At 64.1% G+C, this 18,105-nt stretch carries 13 protein-coding genes and 1 pseudogene; 8 read left to right on the top strand and 6 right to left on the bottom strand.

Translation table 11 applies throughout. The features are described 5' to 3' along the window. Positions 1 to 128 precede the first annotated feature (128 nt). Positions 129 to 650 carry an Lrp/AsnC family transcriptional regulator gene (locus ACFEMD_RS03945; RefSeq protein ID WP_394739582.1) on the top strand — a complete coding sequence of 174 codons (522 nt, stop codon included), beginning with the start codon at positions 129 to 131 and terminating at the stop codon, positions 648 to 650. 51 nt (positions 651 to 701) lie between these two features. Here ACFEMD_RS03945 and ACFEMD_RS03940 read toward each other — a convergent pair whose 3' ends face one another. Next, positions 702 to 1,493: an SIR2 family NAD-dependent protein deacylase gene (locus tag ACFEMD_RS03940; RefSeq protein WP_394739581.1), complete on the bottom strand. Its 792-nt coding sequence runs from the start codon at positions 1,491 to 1,493 to the stop codon at positions 702 to 704. A 101-nt stretch (positions 1,494 to 1,594) separates the two neighbouring features. Here ACFEMD_RS03940 and ACFEMD_RS03935 point away from each other — a divergent pair, with 101 nt between their 5' ends. Then, complete coding sequence (locus ACFEMD_RS03935) at positions 1,595 to 2,944, top strand: cytochrome P450 (RefSeq protein WP_394739580.1); 1,350 nt, start codon at positions 1,595 to 1,597, stop codon at positions 2,942 to 2,944. Positions 2,945 to 2,957: 13 nt separating this feature from the next. Here the strand turns inward: ACFEMD_RS03935 and ACFEMD_RS03930 are convergent, their stop codons facing one another. Continuing rightward, on the bottom strand, positions 2,958 to 3,437 hold the full coding sequence (locus ACFEMD_RS03930; protein WP_394739579.1) for a cupin domain-containing protein: 480 nt from the start codon (positions 3,435 to 3,437) through the stop codon (positions 2,958 to 2,960). Positions 3,438 to 3,585: 148 nt separating this feature from the next. Between ACFEMD_RS03930 and aspS the strand changes: the two genes are divergently transcribed. Further along, positions 3,586 to 4,890: an aspartate--tRNA(Asn) ligase gene (aspS, locus tag ACFEMD_RS03925; RefSeq protein ID WP_394739578.1), complete on the top strand. Its 1,305-nt coding sequence runs from the start codon at positions 3,586 to 3,588 to the stop codon at positions 4,888 to 4,890. 712 nt (positions 4,891 to 5,602) lie between these two features. Beyond that, positions 5,603 to 6,196 (top strand): flavodoxin domain-containing protein, encoded by a 594-nt coding sequence (locus tag ACFEMD_RS03920; RefSeq protein ID WP_394739770.1) that lies wholly within the window; start codon positions 5,603 to 5,605, stop codon positions 6,194 to 6,196. Between the two features lie 61 nt (positions 6,197 to 6,257). Here the strand turns inward: ACFEMD_RS03920 and ACFEMD_RS03915 are convergent, their stop codons facing one another. Continuing rightward, a complete protein-coding gene (locus ACFEMD_RS03915; RefSeq protein ID WP_394739577.1) occupies positions 6,258 to 6,821 on the bottom strand; it encodes a hypothetical protein in 564 nt (187 codons plus the stop codon). Between the two features lie 90 nt (positions 6,822 to 6,911). On the opposite strand from ACFEMD_RS03915, the gene ACFEMD_RS03910 reads away from it, so the two are divergent. Beyond that, positions 6,912 to 8,177 carry a cation:proton antiporter domain-containing protein gene (locus tag ACFEMD_RS03910; protein ID WP_394739576.1) on the top strand — a complete coding sequence of 422 codons (1,266 nt, stop codon included), beginning with the start codon at positions 6,912 to 6,914 and terminating at the stop codon, positions 8,175 to 8,177. Positions 8,178 to 8,206: 29 nt separating this feature from the next. Here ACFEMD_RS03910 and ACFEMD_RS03905 read toward each other — a convergent pair whose 3' ends face one another. Then, complete coding sequence (locus ACFEMD_RS03905) at positions 8,207 to 9,847, bottom strand: potassium channel family protein (protein ID WP_394739575.1); 1,641 nt, start codon at positions 9,845 to 9,847, stop codon at positions 8,207 to 8,209. A gap of 216 nt (positions 9,848 to 10,063) precedes the next feature. On the opposite strand from ACFEMD_RS03905, the gene ACFEMD_RS03900 reads away from it, so the two are divergent. After that, positions 10,064 to 10,807 (top strand): Lrp/AsnC family transcriptional regulator, encoded by a 744-nt coding sequence (locus ACFEMD_RS03900; RefSeq protein WP_394739574.1) that lies wholly within the window; start codon positions 10,064 to 10,066, stop codon positions 10,805 to 10,807. A gap of 464 nt (positions 10,808 to 11,271) precedes the next feature. On the opposite strand, the gene ACFEMD_RS03895 is transcribed toward ACFEMD_RS03900, so the two are convergent. Beyond that, positions 11,272 to 13,539 carry an amino acid permease gene (locus tag ACFEMD_RS03895; RefSeq protein WP_394739573.1) on the bottom strand — a complete coding sequence of 756 codons (2,268 nt, stop codon included), beginning with the start codon at positions 13,537 to 13,539 and terminating at the stop codon, positions 11,272 to 11,274. 526 nt (positions 13,540 to 14,065) lie between these two features. Between ACFEMD_RS03895 and ACFEMD_RS03890 the strand changes: the two genes are divergently transcribed. Further along, positions 14,066 to 15,820 carry a cation:proton antiporter domain-containing protein gene (locus ACFEMD_RS03890; RefSeq protein ID WP_394739572.1) on the top strand — a complete coding sequence of 585 codons (1,755 nt, stop codon included), beginning with the start codon at positions 14,066 to 14,068 and terminating at the stop codon, positions 15,818 to 15,820. Then, a complete protein-coding gene (locus ACFEMD_RS03885) occupies positions 15,813 to 17,615 on the top strand; it encodes a cation:proton antiporter domain-containing protein (protein WP_394739571.1) in 1,803 nt (600 codons plus the stop codon). The genes ACFEMD_RS03890 and ACFEMD_RS03885 overlap by 8 nt, the downstream gene beginning before the upstream one ends. Before the next feature lie 255 nt (positions 17,616 to 17,870). Here ACFEMD_RS03885 and ACFEMD_RS03880 read toward each other — a convergent pair. Beyond that, positions 17,871 to 18,100, bottom strand: a pseudogene (locus ACFEMD_RS03880) (IS6 family transposase); the annotation flags it as partial. Positions 18,101 to 18,105 lie beyond the last annotated feature (5 nt).

Raw genomic sequence — 18,105 nt, 5'->3', positions numbered from 1 at the left:
GTTAACAGTGGAAGCGGGCACGTCACTCACGACGGGTCAGGCGGGCCTCGAGTCTCCGATTCGCTCGCTACTCCGAGGCGTTGCGCGAACCGAACACGTAAACAGTGGAAACCGCGTTAGTAGGAACCATGAGCGACGACCCCCCGAACTGGGAGTTCAAGGACCGTGACATCGCGATCCTCTGTGAACTCGCGGAGGACCCGCAGCTCTCCTCGCGGGAGTTGACCGACGTACTCGAGGCCGACTACGACATCGACGTCTCCCACGTCACCGTCAGCGAGTCGATCCGACGGATGCGAAACGAGGGCGTCTTCCGGGAGGCGATCATCCCCAACGAGGAGTACTACATCTTCGCGCTGTTCGAGTTCAAGTTCAACACCGACGGTTTCGCCGACGGCTGGCGCGAGGCGATGGAACACATCCGCGAGGACAAACACACCCTGTTTTTCTTCCTCTCGGACGGGGAGTACCAGTGGAAGACGGTGATGATGTTCCGGAACCGCGAGCAGGTCTCCCGGTGGATCCACGACTGTTACACCGAGTACGGCGACGTCATCGCCAACGTTCGTAACTCGGCGGTCCACAACGTGCTCAAGTTCCGGACCGATCCGGAGATCTACGAGGACCTCGGGGAGGAGTACGATGCCTGAGGAGGGAGATTCCTCGAGCGGCGTCGCCGAACTCGCCCTCGGCGACCGAAACTACGCCTCGACGAGTTCCCGTAGCCGCGGGAGTACCTCGGTCACGTCCTCGCGGCAAACCACGTCGGCCGCCGCGTCACACGGGGTCGACTCGAGGTTGATCACGCCGACGGTCGCGCCGCTCGAGGCCGCCCGCCGGGGGAGCGAGGCCGCGGGCTCGACGACCAGCGAGGAACCGATCGCCAGGAAGACGTCACTCTCGCGGGCCAGCGACTGTGCGCGCTGGATCACGGCGCCCGGAAGCTGCTCGCCGAAGAGCACGACGTCGGGCTTGTAGACGCCGCCGCAGTCGCAGGTCGGCGGCAGTTCGCCGTCGGCGGCTCGCGCGAAGATCGGCTCGCCCTCGCGCCGTCGGCCGCAGTCGGTGCATCGAACCCGGCGGGCGTTGCCGTGGAGCTCGAGCACGGAGCCCTCCCTGTCGACGTTCGGTGCGTCGGTCTCGCCGTCCCGAACGGCGACCGCCGCGTCCCGGTGGAGGCCGTCCGTGTTCTGGGTGCAGACCGCGTCGAGGGAGCCGTCGCGCTCGAGCGCGGCCAGCGCCTCGTGGCCCGCGTTGGGTTCGTACTCGCCGCCGAACATCGCCTCCTGGAGCTCGAGGCGGTCCGCCCAGAACCCCTCCGGGTCGCTTCGGAAGCGGCCGTAGGTGAACTGTCCCTCGTCGAAATGCTCCCAGACGCCGTCGTCGCCCCGGAACGTGGGGATTCCCGAGGGTGCCGAGATGCCGGCGCCCGTGAGGACGGCCGCGGTGTCGGCGGTTCGAATCGCCTCGGCGAGCGTCTCGAGATCGTCCATACCGAGGACCTGGGGTCGGATCGACAAAAGCGAGACGAAAATCGCGTTCCTCGAGCGGATCGACCCATACAATAGAGTAGCCCTAACCGCAACTCGTACCCGTGCGATCCGATACATCTCCCTCGTCCGACGGACAGCCGCCCGGGCCCGACGGTCTCCCGCTGGTTGGCAACCAGCTGGCGTTCGTTCGCGACCCGTACGGGTTTATGACCCGCACCGCCCGCGAGTACGGCGATATCGCCTCCTGGGAGGAACCCACGGGCCGGGTCTATCAGCTCAACCACCCGGACCACATCGAACAGGTGCTGGTCGGGAACAACCAGCACTACGTCAAGGGCGAGCAGTTTCAGCATATCCTTAGACCGGTCACGGGAAACGGCATCCTGAACAGTGAAGGGGCCGTCTGGCGCCGGAATCGACACCTCATCCAGCCCGCGTTCGCGCCCGACCGAATCGAGGAGTACGCCGAAATGATGACCGCGTTCACCGAGGACGCACTCGAGGATTGGCACGACGGCCAAACCCGGCTGTTCCACGAGGATATGATGGAACTGACGCTGCGGATCGTCGCCCGAGCGCTGTTCGGCGTCGACATCGACGACCACGTCGACACGATCGGCGACGTCCTCGAGGAGTTCATGCTCGCCAGCGAGAGCCTCTCGCACCTCGTCCTGCCGCCGGGGGTCCCGGCGCCCTCCCGGCGGCGTATTCGGCGTGCACGCGAGAAGCTCGACGCCGTCATCTACCCCCTGATCGAGCACCGACGAACGAACCCCACTGACCGGGGCGTCATCTCGAAGCTCCTCGAGGTAACCGACGAGCGCGGAACCGCGCTCTCGGACGAGCAGATCCGCGACGAGGTCGTGACGCTGCTGCTGGCCGGCCACGAGACGACCGCCCTCTCGCTGACGTTTACCGCCCACCTCCTCGCGAGGAACCCGGCCGTCGAGGACCGTCTCGTCGCGGAGCTCGAGGCCGAACTCGGCGGCGAAACGCCGACGATGGCTGACCTTTCCGTTCTGTCGTACACCGGGCGGGTGGTCAAAGAGTCGATGCGGCTTTACCCGCCCGTGCCGGGAATCGTCCGTGAGCCCGTCAAGCCCGACATTATCGACGGCTACGAGATCCAACCGGGGTCGACGGTTCGGATGCACCAGTGGGTCGTCCACCGCGATCCGCGCTGGTACGACGACCCCCTCGCTTTCCACCCCGAGCGCTGGACCGACGAGATGGAGTCCGAGCTGCCGAAGCTGGCGTACTTCCCGTTCGCGGCCGGCCCGAGACGGTGTATCGGGGACCGGTTCGCCATGCTCGAGGCCCGGCTGATCCTCGCGACGATCTACCAGAACTACCACCTCGAGCTCGTTCCCGGAACGGAGGAACTCGATCTACTGGCGACGATCACCGCCCGTCCGAAACACGAGATTCCGATGACCGTCCACGAACGGTAACCCGCATCGAGACTCAGTCCTCCCAGTACTCGACGTCTTCGTCGAGCCGGTAGTAGCCGTGAAGCGAGCGCTCCCCCTCCCCGCCGGGCGGGGAATCGACGAAGACGCCGAACTTGTTCATCTCGGGGTAGACGGTGAGGTCGGGTTCGACCATCGTCGAGACCAGCAGATACCGGAGCACCCCGTCGCCGTCGTTGACGACCTGATGGCCGCCGTCCTCGTTCGCCGGAAGCGCCGCGAAGACGCCGCCCTCGAGCGGCTTTTCTCCCTCTTCGCACCGGAGGATCCCTTCGCCCTCGAGGACGAAGATCGCCTCCTCGTTGGCGGTGTGGTAGTGGTAGGGCCACGATCGTTCGCCGGCCGGCAGCTCGTACAGGCTACAGCCGAGATCGGTCGCGTCGACCGCGCTCGAGAGCTGCTTGCGCCGGAACCGTGAGGATCCCCGGTCGTACTCGGTCCACTCGAGGTCGGCCTCGTTGATCGCGTTCGTCATGCGGTGGCGATACGATGGAAGCCACAAAGAGTCCTCGGGGCGGGGTCGCGACACGAATAGGCACATCGGAGGAACGCCGTTCCGATCGCGGCCGAGACCCCGACTTCGAACGATTGCGCTTAAGTTCCGGCGACCGGAATCGGGTGGTATGCAGGACAGAACCTACACTGCCGACGCCGAGCCCGGCGACGACGCGACGGTCGCCGGCTGGGTCCACGAGATCCGTGACCTCGGCGGGATCGCCTTCCTGATTCTCCGAGATACGACCGGCAAGATTCAGGTCAAGTTCGAGAAAGACGAGATGGACGAGGATCTCGTCGAGACCGGCCTCGGCGTCTCGCGCGAGAGCGTCGTCAAAGTTTCCGGCGCCGTCGAGGAGGAACCGCGCGCGCCGACCGGCGTCGAGGTCACGCCGGAGTCGCTCGAGGTCATCGGCCCCGCCGACCCCGAGCTGCCGCTGGATCCCTCCGGAAAGGTCGACGCCGAGCTCTCGACGCGTCTCGACAACCGCACGCTCGACCTCCGGAAGGACGAGGTGCAGGCGATCTTCGAGATCCGCTCGGAGATCCTGCGTGCGGCCCGCGATGCGTTCCGCGACTTTCGCTGTACGGAGATCACGACGCCGAAGATCGTCGCCACCGGGACCGAGGGCGGCACCGAACTCTTCCCGATCACCTACTTCGGCGAGGAGGCCTTCATGAACCAGTCGCCGCAGCTGTTCAAGCAGCTGATCGCGGGCTCGAACGTCGAGCGCGTCTTCGAGATCGGCCCGATCTTCCGCGCCGAGGAGCACAACACGCCCCGCCACCTCAACGAGGCGACCTCGATCGACTTCGAGGGCGCGTTCTGTGACGAACACGACGCGATGGACGTCGCCGAGGGCGTCGTCACCGCCGCCTACGAGGCCGTCAACGAGAACTGCAGCGAGGAGCTCGAGGCGCTCGGCCTCGCCGAGTCCTTCGAGGTGCCCGACGGCGAGTTCCCACGACTCAGCTACGAGGAGGCCATCGAGCGCATCAACGCGACGGGCGAGCTCGACGAGCAGCTCGTCTGGGGCGACGACCTGCCGACCGAGGGCGAGAAGGCCCTCGGCGACGACGTCGGCGGCCACTACTTCATCACCGACTGGCCGAGCGAGATCAAGCCGTTCTACATCCAGGACCACGACGACGACGAGGAGCTCTCGACGGGCTTCGACCTGATGCACCCGCGCATGGAGTTGGTCTCGGGCGGCCAGCGTGAACACCGCTACGAGCAGCTCATCGAAGGGTTCGAACAGCAGGGCCTCGACCCCGAGCAGTTCGACTACTACACGAAGATGTTCAAGTACGGCATGCCGCCCCACGCCGGCTTCGGGCTGGGCGGCGAGCGTCTGATCATGACGATCCTGGGTCTCGAGAACATTCGGGAAGCCGTTCTCTTCCCGAGAGACCGTCAGCGACTCTCGCCGTAGGCGACTAACCTGGAAACCAGTGAGACGACGTTTCGTCTCACCCTCGTTGAGTGTGTTATAGAACTATCCTCGGGAAGGGGGTAATTTCCATCCAAATTCTGTCGAATAGGCTGTTAGATAGAGCCCGCGTGTGGACCGCCCGGCGTTGTATCTGCAGCTTCAACCAACCACTGCCGGGTGGGACTGAAAGGGGCTGGTGCGTTGAGCGGACGCGAAGCGTCCGCGAGGTCGTCGGCGCGAAGTCGTTCGAAACGTCGAAGCCGTTTCGTGATGCCAAAAATCGAAATTTTTGAGCACGCCGACTGCTCGAGGGACCACCGGTCCCTCGCCGCTCGGGAGAGCGAAGCTCTCTCGAACCACGACGTAAGCACTGGACTGAGCGGAGCGAAGGAAGCGCACAACGAGCCGCAGCCCTCGAGCGGGGCAGGGGCTTTCGAGGTGATCTGACGAGTAGCGGGTCCTGCTCACACGAACACAGGGGATTTCCACGCCCTCCCCAGCCGATTCGCTCGCTGCGCTCACTCATCCCTCGCACAATGTCGTCAACCGCCCTCGATCGCGCTCGGGCGGTCGACAGCGCGCGCCTCCGCAGAAAGAGTGGGCGGACCGACGTGATACGTCGTTCATCTCTCTCGATCACTTCGACGAGTACGAGACGTCTCCCATGGCGCGCTGTCGTTCCTTTATTACGACCGCCGTCGTGCGAAGCGTGATGCTCGCGTTTCTCGTCTGCTACGGCACGGGTGAGGGACAGACTGCGAAGATCGCCGCCCGGATCGACGGCGCGCTGACGGCTCGAGGACACGACGCGACGACAGTCGACGCGAGCGCGATCCCGCCCGATCTCGAGACGGAGGCGTTCGACGCCGTCCTCGTCGGCGCGTCCGTCCACGCCGGGAAACAGCAACCGGCGGTCCGCGAGTTCGTGCGAGCCAACCGCGACGTCCTGAACGCGATGCCGACGGCGTTCTTCCAGGTGTCGCTCTCCTCGGCCGAGGAGCGGGGCGCGGAGCAGGCCGCGGGCTACGTCGAGACGTTCCTCGAGGAGACCGACTGGCACCCCGATCGGATCGGCTACTTCGGCGGCGCGTTGCGCTACTCGGAGTACGGCTTCCTCAAGCGCCAACTAATGAAACTGATCGCCTCGCGAACCATCTCGGAGCTGCCCGACGCCGACGACGCCGGAGACGTCGAGTTCACCGACTGGGCGGCCGTCGAGGCCTTCGCCGCCGACGTCGCGTCGTTCGTCGAGGGACGCCTCGGGGTCACGCCACCCGAATCCGACGGCGAGGACCCACTCGACTGAGGCGAACGCAACGAAAAGTGCGACCTCGAGCAAGCGGCGTCTGGGAGTACCGGCAGCGGCGCTATCGCTTCGTCTTCAACGTCTCGAGCACGCGCTCGCCGTAGGCCTCGAGCGGTTCCTCGCCCGCATCGAACGCGCGGACCCAGTTGACGTACCCCGTAAACCGACCGAAATCGATCCCGTCGCGCTCGAGGATCGCCGCGTCGAGCGTGGCCGGATCCGTACTCGCGAGCACGTAGGGGACGTACGCGCCGGCGATGTACCCGACCTCCCGAAGGACGCCCGTTTCTGGCGCATCGGCGACGTACTCGAGGTAGAGGTAGTTGCGCTCGCGGGCGAGTCCGTCGACGGCGATCCCGTCGCGCTCGAGCGCCGTCTCGAAACTCTCCTGGCTGGTAACGGCGGCCTCGAGCCCGGTTTCGATACCGGCCTCGTACTCGTCGGTGAACTCGCGGAGGGGAAGGTCCGGAAGCCGATGCCCGATCGGCGTGTGGTCCGTGACGGGATCGGGTTCCGCCTCGTACCCCTCGTCGTGTTCGACGGTACAGCCGGCGAGCGCCAGCGGTCCGGCCGTCCCGACGGTCGCGAGGAGCGTTCGTCGGGAGAGCGTACTCGGACGGATCATCCCGGTTCCCTACTCGAGCGCGAGGCAAAACAACTGGCCGAGAGGGTGCAAGCCCCCGGTTTATGTGGCGGATGGTGATACCGCGAACGGATGGTCCTCGACGGCTTCGTCGCCGGCTTGCTGCTCGCGGGCGTCGCGATTCTCGCGCTGGTCGTGCTGACTCGCCTCCTCGAGGAGCGCGCGCTCTCTTTGCCGATCTTCTACCTCGCGCTGGGCGCGGTCGCGTTCACGCTCGCGCCGGAGCTGCCGTATCCGGATCCGATCGAGCACGCCGACGAAGCCGAGCGGCTGACCGAACTCGGCGTGATCGTCGCGCTGATGGGGGCGGGGCTGAAGATCGACCGTCGCGTCGGCTGGCCGGCCTGGGCGTCGACGGCCCGGCTGCTCGCGATCACGATGCCGCTGTCGATCGCCGGCGCGGCGCTGCTGGGCTGGGGCGTCGCCGGACTGTTGCTCCCGACGGCGCTCTTGCTCGGGGCCGCTATCGCGCCGACCGATCCGGTTCTCGCTTCGGAGGTACAGGTCGGACCGCCCGGCCGGAGGTCGCCGACGAACTCGGAGGAAAGCGGAACCGACGGCGACGACGCAGACGACGTTCGGTTCGCACTGACCTCCGAAGCGGGGCTCAACGACGGCCTCGCGTTCCCGTTCACCTACCTGGCCGTCCTCCTCGCGCTCGTCGGCTACGCGCCGAGTCGGTGGCTCGGGCAGTGGCTCCTCGTCTACGTCGCCTACAAGACCGTCGTCGGCGTCGTGGGAGGAATCGTCGTCGGCTGGCTACTCGCCGTCGTCGTCTTCCGGTTCTCGGGCGACTCGCCGCTCGCGCGGTCGGTCCAGGGGCTCGAGGCCGTCGCGGGAACGCTGATCGCGTTCGCGGCGGTCGAACTCGTCGGCGGCTACGGCTTCATCGCGGTGTTCGTCGCCGCGCTGACGATCCGGGAGTACGAGCGCAGCCACGAGTACCACGAGGCGCTCCACGGCGTCGCGGAGATGGCCGAACACCTGCTGATGGTCGCGATCATGGTGCTCTTTGGTGGTGCGCTCGCGAACGGGCTGCTCGCACCGCTGACGCTCGAGGCGGTCGTCGTCGTCCTCGCGATTCTGCTGGTCGTCCGTCCGATCGCGGGGCTGGTCGGGTTTCTCGGCTCCGGAATCGACCTTCGCAAGCGGGCCGTGATCTCGTTTTTCGGCATCCGCGGGATCGGCTCGTTCTTTTACCTCTCGTGGGGACTCAACGCCGCACCCTTCCGCGAGGCAGAACTGTTGTGGTCGATCGTGGGTCTCGTCGTCCTCGTCTCGGTGGTCGGGCACGGAATCCTGGCGACGCCGGTGATGAATCGGCTCGCAGGGGATTGAGAGAGACGGTCCGCCCTCGAGCGGCCCCGTCAGGGTGCGATCTGCGCTGCGGTGACGGTCTCTTCGAACCGCTCGATGGCGTCCTCGCTTCCGCCGGCGATGAGCGTATCGCCCTCGCGGACGACGAAATCGGCGGTCAGATCGGTCCGCAGCTCGCCGTCCCGCTCGACGCCGATCACGGTACAGCCCGTCCGGGCGCGCAGATCCGCCTCGCTGAGGCTCATCCCGACGAGCGACGGCGCCGCGGATCGGACGAACTCGAACTGGACCTGCGGCGTCACGATCTCGACCTCCTCGATCAGGTGCGAGGCCAGGATCTCGCCGGTGACCGTCGGCAGGGAGAGGACGTAGTCGGCGCCGGCGTTGTACAGCTTCCAGACGGTGTCGGGATCGTCCGCGCGAGCGATGATCTCGATGTCCGGATCGAGCTCCCTGATGACCAGCGTGGCGTAGATCGTGGTCGTGTCGTCGTCCAGTGCCAGAACGATGGTCTCGGCGCCATCGACGTCGACGTTCTCGTACGTGTCCGGGTCGGTCGCGTCGCCGACGACGTCGACGCCCTCCCGGCCCTCGTGGTCGACGACGGTGGTGTCGATGTCCGCGTCCCGGAGCGTCTCGGTTACCGACCAGCCGACGGTGCCGTACCCGCAGACGACGACGCGGGACGGGTGGTGGTGGGTCGGGATCGATCGGGCGGTGACGTCCTCGAACCCGCCGTGGCCGCCCGCGACGAGGAGGATGGTGTTCTCCTCGAGGACGGTGTCGGGATCGGGGGAGATCACGAACTTGCCGCCGAGCCAGACGCCGACGATGGTGATCCCCTCCCGGTCGAAGATTTCGGCCTCCCTGATCGTACGGCCGGCGAGGTCGCTACCCTCCTCGATCAGCAGCTCGGTGATCTCGTAGTCGTTCTCGACCTCGATCACGCTCCGAAGCTTCTCGGCGAAGGAAATTGTCGCCCGCATGCCGAACGCCTCGCCGAGGTGCTGACGAGCCAGGACGACCTCGTCGGCGCCGGAGTACTCGTGGTAGGTCGCCGTCTTGTAGTCCCGGACGACGCTGATGATCCGCATTTCGGGGTTGATCCGGAGCGCCGAGAGGATGATCGTCGGGTTCGCCTCGTCGTCGACGTCCGCGACGAGACCGCGCGCTTTTGCGGCGTTGGCGTCCCGGAGCGTCTGGATCTCCTCCGGGTCCCCGTGGACGGCGTCGATTCCCCGGTCGTCGAGCGCCGAGACCACCTTGGGGTCGGGACTGACGAAGAGATAGGGAATCCCGACCTCGTCGAGTTCCTTCCGCAACACGTCGTCGAGCGTCGAGTGGCCGCAGACGATCACGTGATCGGTGAGGTCGCTGGTCGTCGGCGGTCCCGACTCGAGGGCCTGTCGAAGCAGCGGGATCGCAAACAGCGGCAGCCCGAGGAAGACGAGCAAGACCCCGGTGAGGTTCATCCCGATCACCATGACGTTTAACACCGCACTTTCCCACGGCGCGTGGCCGCCGAACCCGGCGGTTGTGAGCGACTCGATGACAACCTGCACGGCCTTGTAGAAGGGGATCTCGCGTCCCTCGAAGGTCAACATCGCCCATTGGTACGTCGTCGAGTAGACGACGACGATTGCGGCGACCGTCAGAAGCGCGTATCCGATCCGGCGTCGCCAATCCTTCATCGTTCTCTGGTATCAGACGGAAACCATTAGGCTTTCGGTAAAAGAACGTCACTATAATTCGTATTGCGGAGTTCTTTAGACTCTTAGTTACGGATTCGAAATTAGATGGAGAGATAGAGGCCGATGGACCGTCCCGTAGAGGCGCCGCGCTGCGATTACGGACGGCGGCAGCGACCGAAAGGGAGGAACCATCTCGTCCCGTCGGTTACCCCAGATATGGGCATTCGTCTCGACGACGTCAACAAACGCATTATCCACGCGCTGATGCAGGACGCACGGAACACCTCCGCCCCGATGATCGCCGAGGACGTGGGCGTCTCCCCCGCGACGATTCGAAATCGGATCGACCAGCTGGAGAACGCGGGCGTCATCCGTGGCTACCACGCGAACGTCGACTTCGAAGCGGCGGACGAGATGCTCACGACGCTGTACACGGCGACGGCCCCGATCGAGGAGCGCCCACGACTCGCACAGCAGGCGCGAACGATCCCCGGCGTCGTCAACGTTCGCGAGTTCGTGGCGGGCGAGAAGAACCTCCACGTCCTCGCTACCGGCCCGGACGTCGAGGCGCTAAACGACGTCGCCCGCGAGCTGACGAAGCTCGGCCTCGAGATCGACGACGAAAAGCTCGTCCGGACCGAGCAGTTTCAGGCCTACCACGCCTTCGGACCCGAAGAAACCCACCAGCAGTTCTCGGACTACATCAGCCTCGCGGGCGGGAACGAGGTCGTCGAGATCACCGTCGACGACGACGCGCCGATCGTCGGCAAGTCGCTGGAACGAGCCGACGACGAGGGACTGCTCGAGGACGACACGCTCGTGGTTTCGATCGAGCGAACCGACGACGTCCTGACGCCGACGGGTAGCACCGAGGTTCGCGCCGGCGACATCCTGACGGTCCTCTCCCGAAGCGACTTCGACGAGTCGGCCCTGCGAGCGTTCGAGGGGGTCGGCAACTAACGCGGCCGTCGAACTCGATCCCAAACGAGACCGCCGATTTCGCGAGTCGGCCTGCTCGGTTCCGAAGCTGCGGGCGGTGAAGACCTCGTTTCGGGGACTACCGCGACTGTGAGGTGTCGCAGTTCACGCATGCGTTCTCCGTTGTTATACTCCGTTCCGGAACCGAGAGTAGGATTAATAATGGTATACCTGTAACGTCTACCAAGGATGGGGGTACTCGACGCGCTACGAACCGGCAGACGCGGCACAGAGCTGTACGAGTGCAGAAACTGCGGTCGGAAGCTCGACGCCGACAGCGACGAGTGTCCTCACTGCGGATCGAGCGAAGTTGCATACTACGTGTTCTGAACCCGTTACAGTCGGCTCCGAGAAGTACGCGTTTCGAACGCTCGCAACCGGCTTCGCGGGAGACCGCGGAAGAATCACGACGCGTCGAAGGGTTCGATTGTTCGAAACCGCTCCGACTACGCCGAGAGCCGTTCGGCGACCGCCTCGGTGACCTTCCAGTGGGTCTCGTACGGACCGCGGACCATCACGACGTTGCCGTCGGTCTGCTCCTGGACCGTTTCGGCGATCGAGCCGTACAGGATCTTCGAGACGCTGCTCTTCTCCGAGACGCCCGCGCAGATCGTGTCGTAGCTATCGACCTCCTCGACGATCGCCGACTGCGCGTCCTCGGAGACGAGAACCTTGCTCTCGTAGTTCTCCGGCTCGAGGCCGGCCGTCTCCGCAACGTCCTCGATCACGGCCTCGCCGCGATCGACCGGATTGTCGTCCTCGTCTCCGTCGCCGGGCGACTGGACGTTCAGCAGCGTCGGCGTCGTTCCCGAGAGCGTCGCGAACTCGGCCGCGCGCCGCGCAGCCACCGGCGCGTGCGGACCGGGGCCGGCGAGCGCGACGACGTCGCCGATCTCGTCGCGTCGGAGGTTGGCGATCGTCACGTCACACGGAGCGTTTTTCAGCACCGGGTCGATGGTCGATCCGAAGATGAACTCCTTCGTCCGCCGGCCGTGTCCGCGGTCGCCGAGTACCACCTGGTCGGCGGCTTCCTCCTCGAGCACGGTCAGCAGCGTCTGCCCGATGTCCCGTCCAAGGATCGCCCGCGTCCGCAGACTGATGTCGAGATCGGCGGCCGCCTCGCGGGCGCTTTCGAGCAGTTCGCGCTGCGTTTCGACGCGTTGTTCCTCGAACTCGAGTTCCTGCTCGAGGGCCGTCTGGGTCGGAACCCGAGTGATGTTGACGGCGACGATCTCAGGCGTTTCGCCCTCGGAGTGGGTCCGCGCGCTGACCGCGGCGAGCCGGAGCAGGTTCTTCTGGGTCTCCGGGTTCGCGATCGGGACGACGACCCTGTACTGGTCCTCGTCGACGTCGATGCCCTCGGAACCGTTGACGATCGCGTCGCCGACCAGGCTCTGGTCGATGTCCTGGCGTCGAGCGTACAGGAAGTACCAGACGATCCCGAGGACGATGATTCCGATCCCGATCCCGACGACGGCGAGGTTCATCTGTGTGATGACCAGCATCGAGAGCGCGATGCCGGCGATCGGTACCCACGGGTAGAGGACGCTCGGGATCTCGAAGTCCGGCTCGTAGTCCTCCGGCTCCGCGCGCCGGATGACGACGACGGCGCCGTGGACCAGCGAGTACGCGATCAGGAAGCTGAAGCTGGCCACCTCGGCCAGCACCTCGATGATCGCCTCGACCTGCAGGCCGGCGGCGACCAGTAGCCCGGTCAGGAGCCCGGTCGCGATGACCGCCCGGTGGGGCGTTCGGAACCGGCTGTGGGTCGTGTTCAGCCAGTCGTGCATCAGGTTGTCCCGCCCCATCGCGAAGACGACCCGCGCCGCGGCGAGCACCGACGAGTTCGAACTCGAGATCGCCGCCAGTGCCGCGGCGGCGACGATCGCGGCGACGCCGGCCGCACCCATCGACACCTCGGCGACGTCACCGACCGGGACGAGCGAGTCACCCAGTTCGTCGAACGGGACGACCCCGGTGCTGACGATCATGACGACCACGTACAGCAGGGTCACCGAGACGACCGAGAGGATCATCGTCAGCGGGATGTTCTTGCCCGGGTTCTTGACCTCCTCGGCAACGGTTGCGATGATCTCGAAGCCGAGGAACGTGACGAAGACGAGCCCGGTCGTCGCGATGATCCCGCTCGGCCCCGTCGGCGCGAACGGCTCGAGGTTCGCGGCGTCGATGTAGAAGAAGCCGACGACGAGGTAGACGATGATCACGACGAGCTCCAGTCCGATCATGATGTTCTGGAACGATCCCGACTCCTCCGTGCCGTAGTAGTTGACGCCGACGAGCAACGCGAGGCCGAGCAGGCCGAACAGAACTACCAGTGCTCGCCCGCTGAGAAGCGGGATCGGTTCGACGATATACTGGCCGAACCCAATCATGTAGAACGCGCTCGCGAACATCAGCCCGGTCCACATCCCCCAGCCGACGATGCTGCCGAAGAGGCTACCGAGCGCGCGGTTGACGTAGTGGTAGCTGCCGCCGGCGATCGGCATCCCGGTCGCCAGCTCGGACAGCGAGATCGCCGCGAGCAGGGCGGCGAGTCCGGCAATCGCAAACGAGAGCGCACTTGCCGGACCGGCGCCCTCCGCGGCGATTCCGGGGAGAATAAAGATGCCGGCGCCGATCATCGTCCCGCCGCCCATCGTCATCGCCTCGGTGAAGCCGAGGTTCCGGGCGAGTTCGCCTTCGCTGTCGCTCACGAGTACCACCTATCCGAGACGGGAGTCGGGCGAGCCGCAGTCGTTCGGTTTCGATCCGTCGCGTCCCGAATCGGCCGCACGGACCGATGAGTGAACGGCACGAGAGAACAACGACCGAACTCAGACAATGACACAGTGGGTTGACAGTAGGTATTCCGGATAAATACGTTCGGACTCGTAATGTGCAAGCGGTGAACGACGACCGCCGGTCTGGATACGGCGGGTTCTCGAAGGTTCCCGAAGAACGTGCGGCTGCGCCCGGCGAATTCCTCGTGAGAGATCTTATCGATAAGCAGCGCGGCCAGCTTCGCGACTGTAAAAGGGATCGAACTCGCCGGATCGGCGTCCTCTGTAGCGATTCCGAAACGCACGAGGATCCGAGTCTTCTGAGTGGTGACGTATCCAGCCGACCGACCGGTGCCGTTCCGTACGGTAAACACCAACCGTCGCCGTCTTTGTCCTTGGTGGATCATGCCGTGGACTTTTCAGTCCTTCAAGGAAAGCAGGGGTAGTGGTGAAATAAGAGATGGTCGACGTCGGCCTCGCGAGTGACGTGGCTATTATTCTCGTCGCTGCTGCACTCGTCGGGGTTCTTGCGGTTCGATTGGGACAGCCGACGATCATCGGATATATTCTCACCGGCGTCGTGATCGGTCCGGTCGGACTCGGACTCGTGGAGCCGAGCATCATCACGGACACGATGGCCGAACTCGGTCTCGCATTTCTGTTGTTTTTGCTCGGTATCAAGATGCGAATCGGCGATATCCGTCATCTCATCGCGCCGATCGTCAAGATCTCGATTCCGCAGATGATCGCGGTCGGAGCTGCTGGGTTCGGTTTTGCAGTCCTTCTCCCGTTTTCCTTCGAGGAGGCGGTGATCATCGGGCTGGCGGTGGTGTACAGTTCGACGGCCGTAGTGATCAAAATGCTCAACGACAAGGGCGAGGCGACGTCGCTGCACGGCAAGATCGACGTCGGCGTACTCCTCGCCCAGGACATCGTCGTCGTCATTATTCTCGCGGTGCTGGCAGCAGGCCGGCCCGAACGTCTCGCCGACGTCGCGGTAACGCTCGGAATCGTGATGGTGCTCGTCACGATCACGACCGTCGCGGCGATCGCTGCATCCAGATACGTACTCCCGTCGCTCTTTAGACGAATCGCCGACGATACGAGGCTGCTCTTTCTCGTCGCTATCTCGTGGCTCTTTCTGTTCGTCCTCGTCTCCGACCAGATCAACCTCATCCTGTCACCGATCGGGATCGACGCGTACCTCTCCATCGAGATGGGGGCGTTCCTCGCCGGACTGGCGATCGCCCAGCTGCCCTACAGCAAGGATCTCCAGGGCCGAGTCAACCCGTTGACGGACCTGTTCGTGATGGTGTTTTTCGTCTCCGTCGCCCTCGACTTCGAAGCCAGCGATCTCCTCGCTTACTGGCAGGAAGCGGTCGTCGTCGCGGTCGGATTGATGGTCGTCAAATTCATCGTGTTTTTCACGCTTCTCAACTGGCAGCGGTTCGATCTCGAGACGACGTTCCTCGGCAGCATCGGGATGATCCAGGTCAGCGAGTTCGGAATCGTCGTCGCCGTCGCTGCGGTCGAGAGCGAACCGCCGTTTATCGGCCAGGCGGAGCTTGGTTTCATCACTCTCGTCGCGCTGATGACGATGAGCGTGTCGGTGTACTTCATCCAGTACAACCGACAGCTGTTCGAACGAGTGGAACCGTATCTCTCGCGATGGGAACAAGCTGATCCCGTCCAGCCAGCTGATACGGAGTATCGAAACCACGTCGTTGTCATCGGTTACGACGAGATTGCACGCAGGGCGTTGCGGATCCTCGACGACCAGTACGACCAGATAATAGTCATCGACCGAAACGTCGAGCACGTCGAAGCGATCGAAGACGCGGGGTACGATGTCCTGTTCGGCGACGTCCAGTACGAGAAGATTCGCAAGGACGCCGCTGTGAAGTACGCCGACTTCGTGTTCTCGTCGTCGGATCAGATGGAGATCAACGAGACCTTGCTCAGAGAGACGACAGAGGAGGCGACGGTGTTCGTCGAAGCCGCGACCGAGGAGGAGGCGGAACAATTGTACGATTCTGGCGCCGAGTACGTCGTTCTGGCCCCGCAGCTCGGCGTCGCACAGTTCGTCGAATACCTCGAGTCGTACTTCGAGAACAGATCAACCTTCGACCGAGAGATTGCTACAGACATGGAGCTGTTACGAAGCGGGCAGCTGTTTCCCGACATTACGGATCGAGTAGGTGGTGACGATGACTGACGTCACACTGCTTACCGCGATGGCGATCCTCTTCGTCGTTGCCGGGCCTCTCCTGTTGATCGCAAAGGGGTTACAGCTGTCAGTCATCCCCTCACTTATCCTGGCGGGGCTGATCGTTGGACAGCTTGGCCTCATCGACGAGGAACTGATGCTCGAGCTCGCCCGGCTCGGAATCGCGTTCCTCGTCTTCACATTCAGTGTACAGATTCAGACGAAACACGTCCGTACAGTCATCTCGGATACCGAAGTCGTCGCGATCGTTCAGGCGCTCGTCCTCGGCGTGCTCGGCGTCGCCTTCGCGCTCGCGGTCGGCATCGCACTGGAGTCCGGGATCCTTCCGGGCAGGGGACTCGTAGACCCGGTAACGATCGAACAGGCGCTTTTCGTTGGGATCGCGGCTGCGCTCTCGTCGATGATCGTTGGTACCGCACTGTTTACCGAACCACAGTCCGACGTCGTCCACGACTATCTCTCGAGCGAGATCGATTCTATCAACGACTTTCTGGCAGTGGTGCTGTTACTCATTGTTAGCGCCGGTGTCTTCGCACTGGATCCGATCGCGACACAGCTCGGCTACGGCGTCATACTCCTCGGCACGGCAATCGTCATCAACCGGTACCTGTTCGGTATCATGGATCGCCTCGCCGGCGGGTCCGACGAGGCGATGCTCATAAGCATCGTCGCGCTGTTGATCGCCTTCCTCGCTGCGGCGGAGTTCCTCGAAACCTCGATCGTCGTCGGCGCGTTCGCCGCCGGACTGGCAATTAGAGATAACCCAGTCGAGTACTCGGAGGTGTTCAACGGGTTGAACTCGATCCAGGAGTTCTTCGTCGCGATCTTCTTCGCTACCGTTGGTGCCTTGGTCACACTCCCCCCGCTGACCGCGGTAGTGGCCGATCCATCGGCTGCCCTTGCTCCCTTCGTACCCGTTGCAACGATCGCTCTCGGGCTCGTTGTTCTGACCGTCGTTATCAAGCCGCTCGTCATCGGCGTCCTGCTCGTATATAACGGGTACGACAGGCGATCGGCGACGATTACGGGGCTCAATCTGGACCACGTTGGTGAGTTCGGAGTTATCGTGGCCATCGAGGCGCTCGTCCTCGGATTCCTGATCGAGCCGGTGTTCGAAGCGATCATCCTCGCGGCAGCAGTGTCGATGATCCTGTCGAATCTAACGCACACGTACGACGAGGAGATCTACGAGATCATGGCCAGTCGCGGCTGGCTCGGTCGGCCGCATCACGATGTCGACGACTGGAACTCCGTCCCAGAGGACCTGTCCGACCACGTCGTCATCGTTGGGTACGGCCGGCACGGCCGACGGCTCGTCGAGTTCTGCGAGGAGGTCGACCAGCCGTACGTCGTGATCGAGAACAATCCGCAGGCGCTGTCCGATCTTCGGACCGAGTGCGACGCCTACGTGTACGCCGACGCGATCGAGCCGGAAACGGCGGACGCATCCAACCTCGAGGCGGCACGGCTGGTTATCTCCACGGCCGACTCGAAACCCCTCACAGAGCACTTCCTGTCGTTTTCCGATACCGTCGACGTCATCGTCCGAACTCGGGAGTTGCCGATGGCCGCCGACCTCATCGAGCGAGGGGCCACCTACGTCATCGTCCCGGACCTCCTCGCAGCCGACCAGCTCGCCGACAGCCTTGGGGCACTCTTGAACGGAGAGTACGACTCCGACGAACTACGGGCAGAGAGTATGAGCGAACTAAACCCCGAACGTGCACCACCTCGTTTTTCCACCGCGGAATCGACATCGCACACCGGAGAGCCCAACAGGTAACCTTCTCCGCACCCCGCACGTCTGGTATCGGCTCTATCAGCGTACAAGTGGAAGCAACGACAGGTACGTCTTCTCTCCTCACGAGTCGCTCAAACACAACTGAGACAGATTAGGCGTGGAACACCGTGTAGTGGATCGTCTGCCTAAACTGGGTTCTCCGACCGTTCTGTCGGCATCAACTCTCGGCTGAGCACCGTCTGCACGGTGCTCCGTCGTTTGTCTATCAGAGCGTACCGACGTTTTGGCGCCCACCTACGAGTGACGAAAACGCTCGAGTCGGATTTCGAGCGTCTGAAACCACGTTTCGACGAGGTTTGTTCGATATAGTCCACTCGACCGTTCGATCCTAACCCGACGGGGACAGTCCGATAACCAAACTGATCGGCGAGAAACGCTGGCTCGGAGGGATCGTGTTTCTCGCGGAGTCCATACAGGAACGCAGCCGCCGGACCGGCGCCGTGGCGTCCGAACACCTGGACGTCAAGACGAC

It is taken from the genome of Natronococcus roseus (genome assembly GCF_043677095.1).
In the GTDB taxonomy this organism is placed as follows: Archaea; Halobacteriota; Halobacteria; order Halobacteriales; family Natrialbaceae; genus Natronococcus; species Natronococcus roseus.
This window is presented reverse-complemented; position numbering and strand designations above follow the sequence as displayed.

What these genes read in the sequence shown, in the direction of transcription:
- ACFEMD_RS03945 (WP_394739582.1), top strand. Translation starts at nt 129, where the DNA reads ATGAGCGACGACCCCCCGAACTGGGAGTTCAAGGACCGTGACATCGCG.
- ACFEMD_RS03940 (WP_394739581.1), bottom strand. Translation starts at nt 1,493, where the DNA reads ATGGACGATCTCGAGACGCTCGCCGAGGCGATTCGAACCGCCGACACC.
- ACFEMD_RS03930 (WP_394739579.1), bottom strand. Translation starts at nt 3,437, where the DNA reads ATGACGAACGCGATCAACGAGGCCGACCTCGAGTGGACCGAGTACGAC.
- aspS (WP_394739578.1), top strand. Translation starts at nt 3,586, where the DNA reads ATGCAGGACAGAACCTACACTGCCGACGCCGAGCCCGGCGACGACGCG.
- ACFEMD_RS03920 (WP_394739770.1), top strand. Translation starts at nt 5,603, where the DNA reads ATGCTCGCGTTTCTCGTCTGCTACGGCACGGGTGAGGGACAGACTGCG.
- ACFEMD_RS03915 (WP_394739577.1), bottom strand. Translation starts at nt 6,821, where the DNA reads ATGATCCGTCCGAGTACGCTCTCCCGACGAACGCTCCTCGCGACCGTC.
- ACFEMD_RS03910 (WP_394739576.1), top strand. Translation starts at nt 6,912, where the DNA reads ATGGTCCTCGACGGCTTCGTCGCCGGCTTGCTGCTCGCGGGCGTCGCG.
- ACFEMD_RS03905 (WP_394739575.1), bottom strand. Translation starts at nt 9,847, where the DNA reads ATGAAGGATTGGCGACGCCGGATCGGATACGCGCTTCTGACGGTCGCC.
- ACFEMD_RS03900 (WP_394739574.1), top strand. Translation starts at nt 10,064, where the DNA reads ATGGGCATTCGTCTCGACGACGTCAACAAACGCATTATCCACGCGCTG.
- ACFEMD_RS03890 (WP_394739572.1), top strand. Translation starts at nt 14,066, where the DNA reads ATGGTCGACGTCGGCCTCGCGAGTGACGTGGCTATTATTCTCGTCGCT.
- ACFEMD_RS03885 (WP_394739571.1), top strand. Translation starts at nt 15,813, where the DNA reads ATGACTGACGTCACACTGCTTACCGCGATGGCGATCCTCTTCGTCGTT.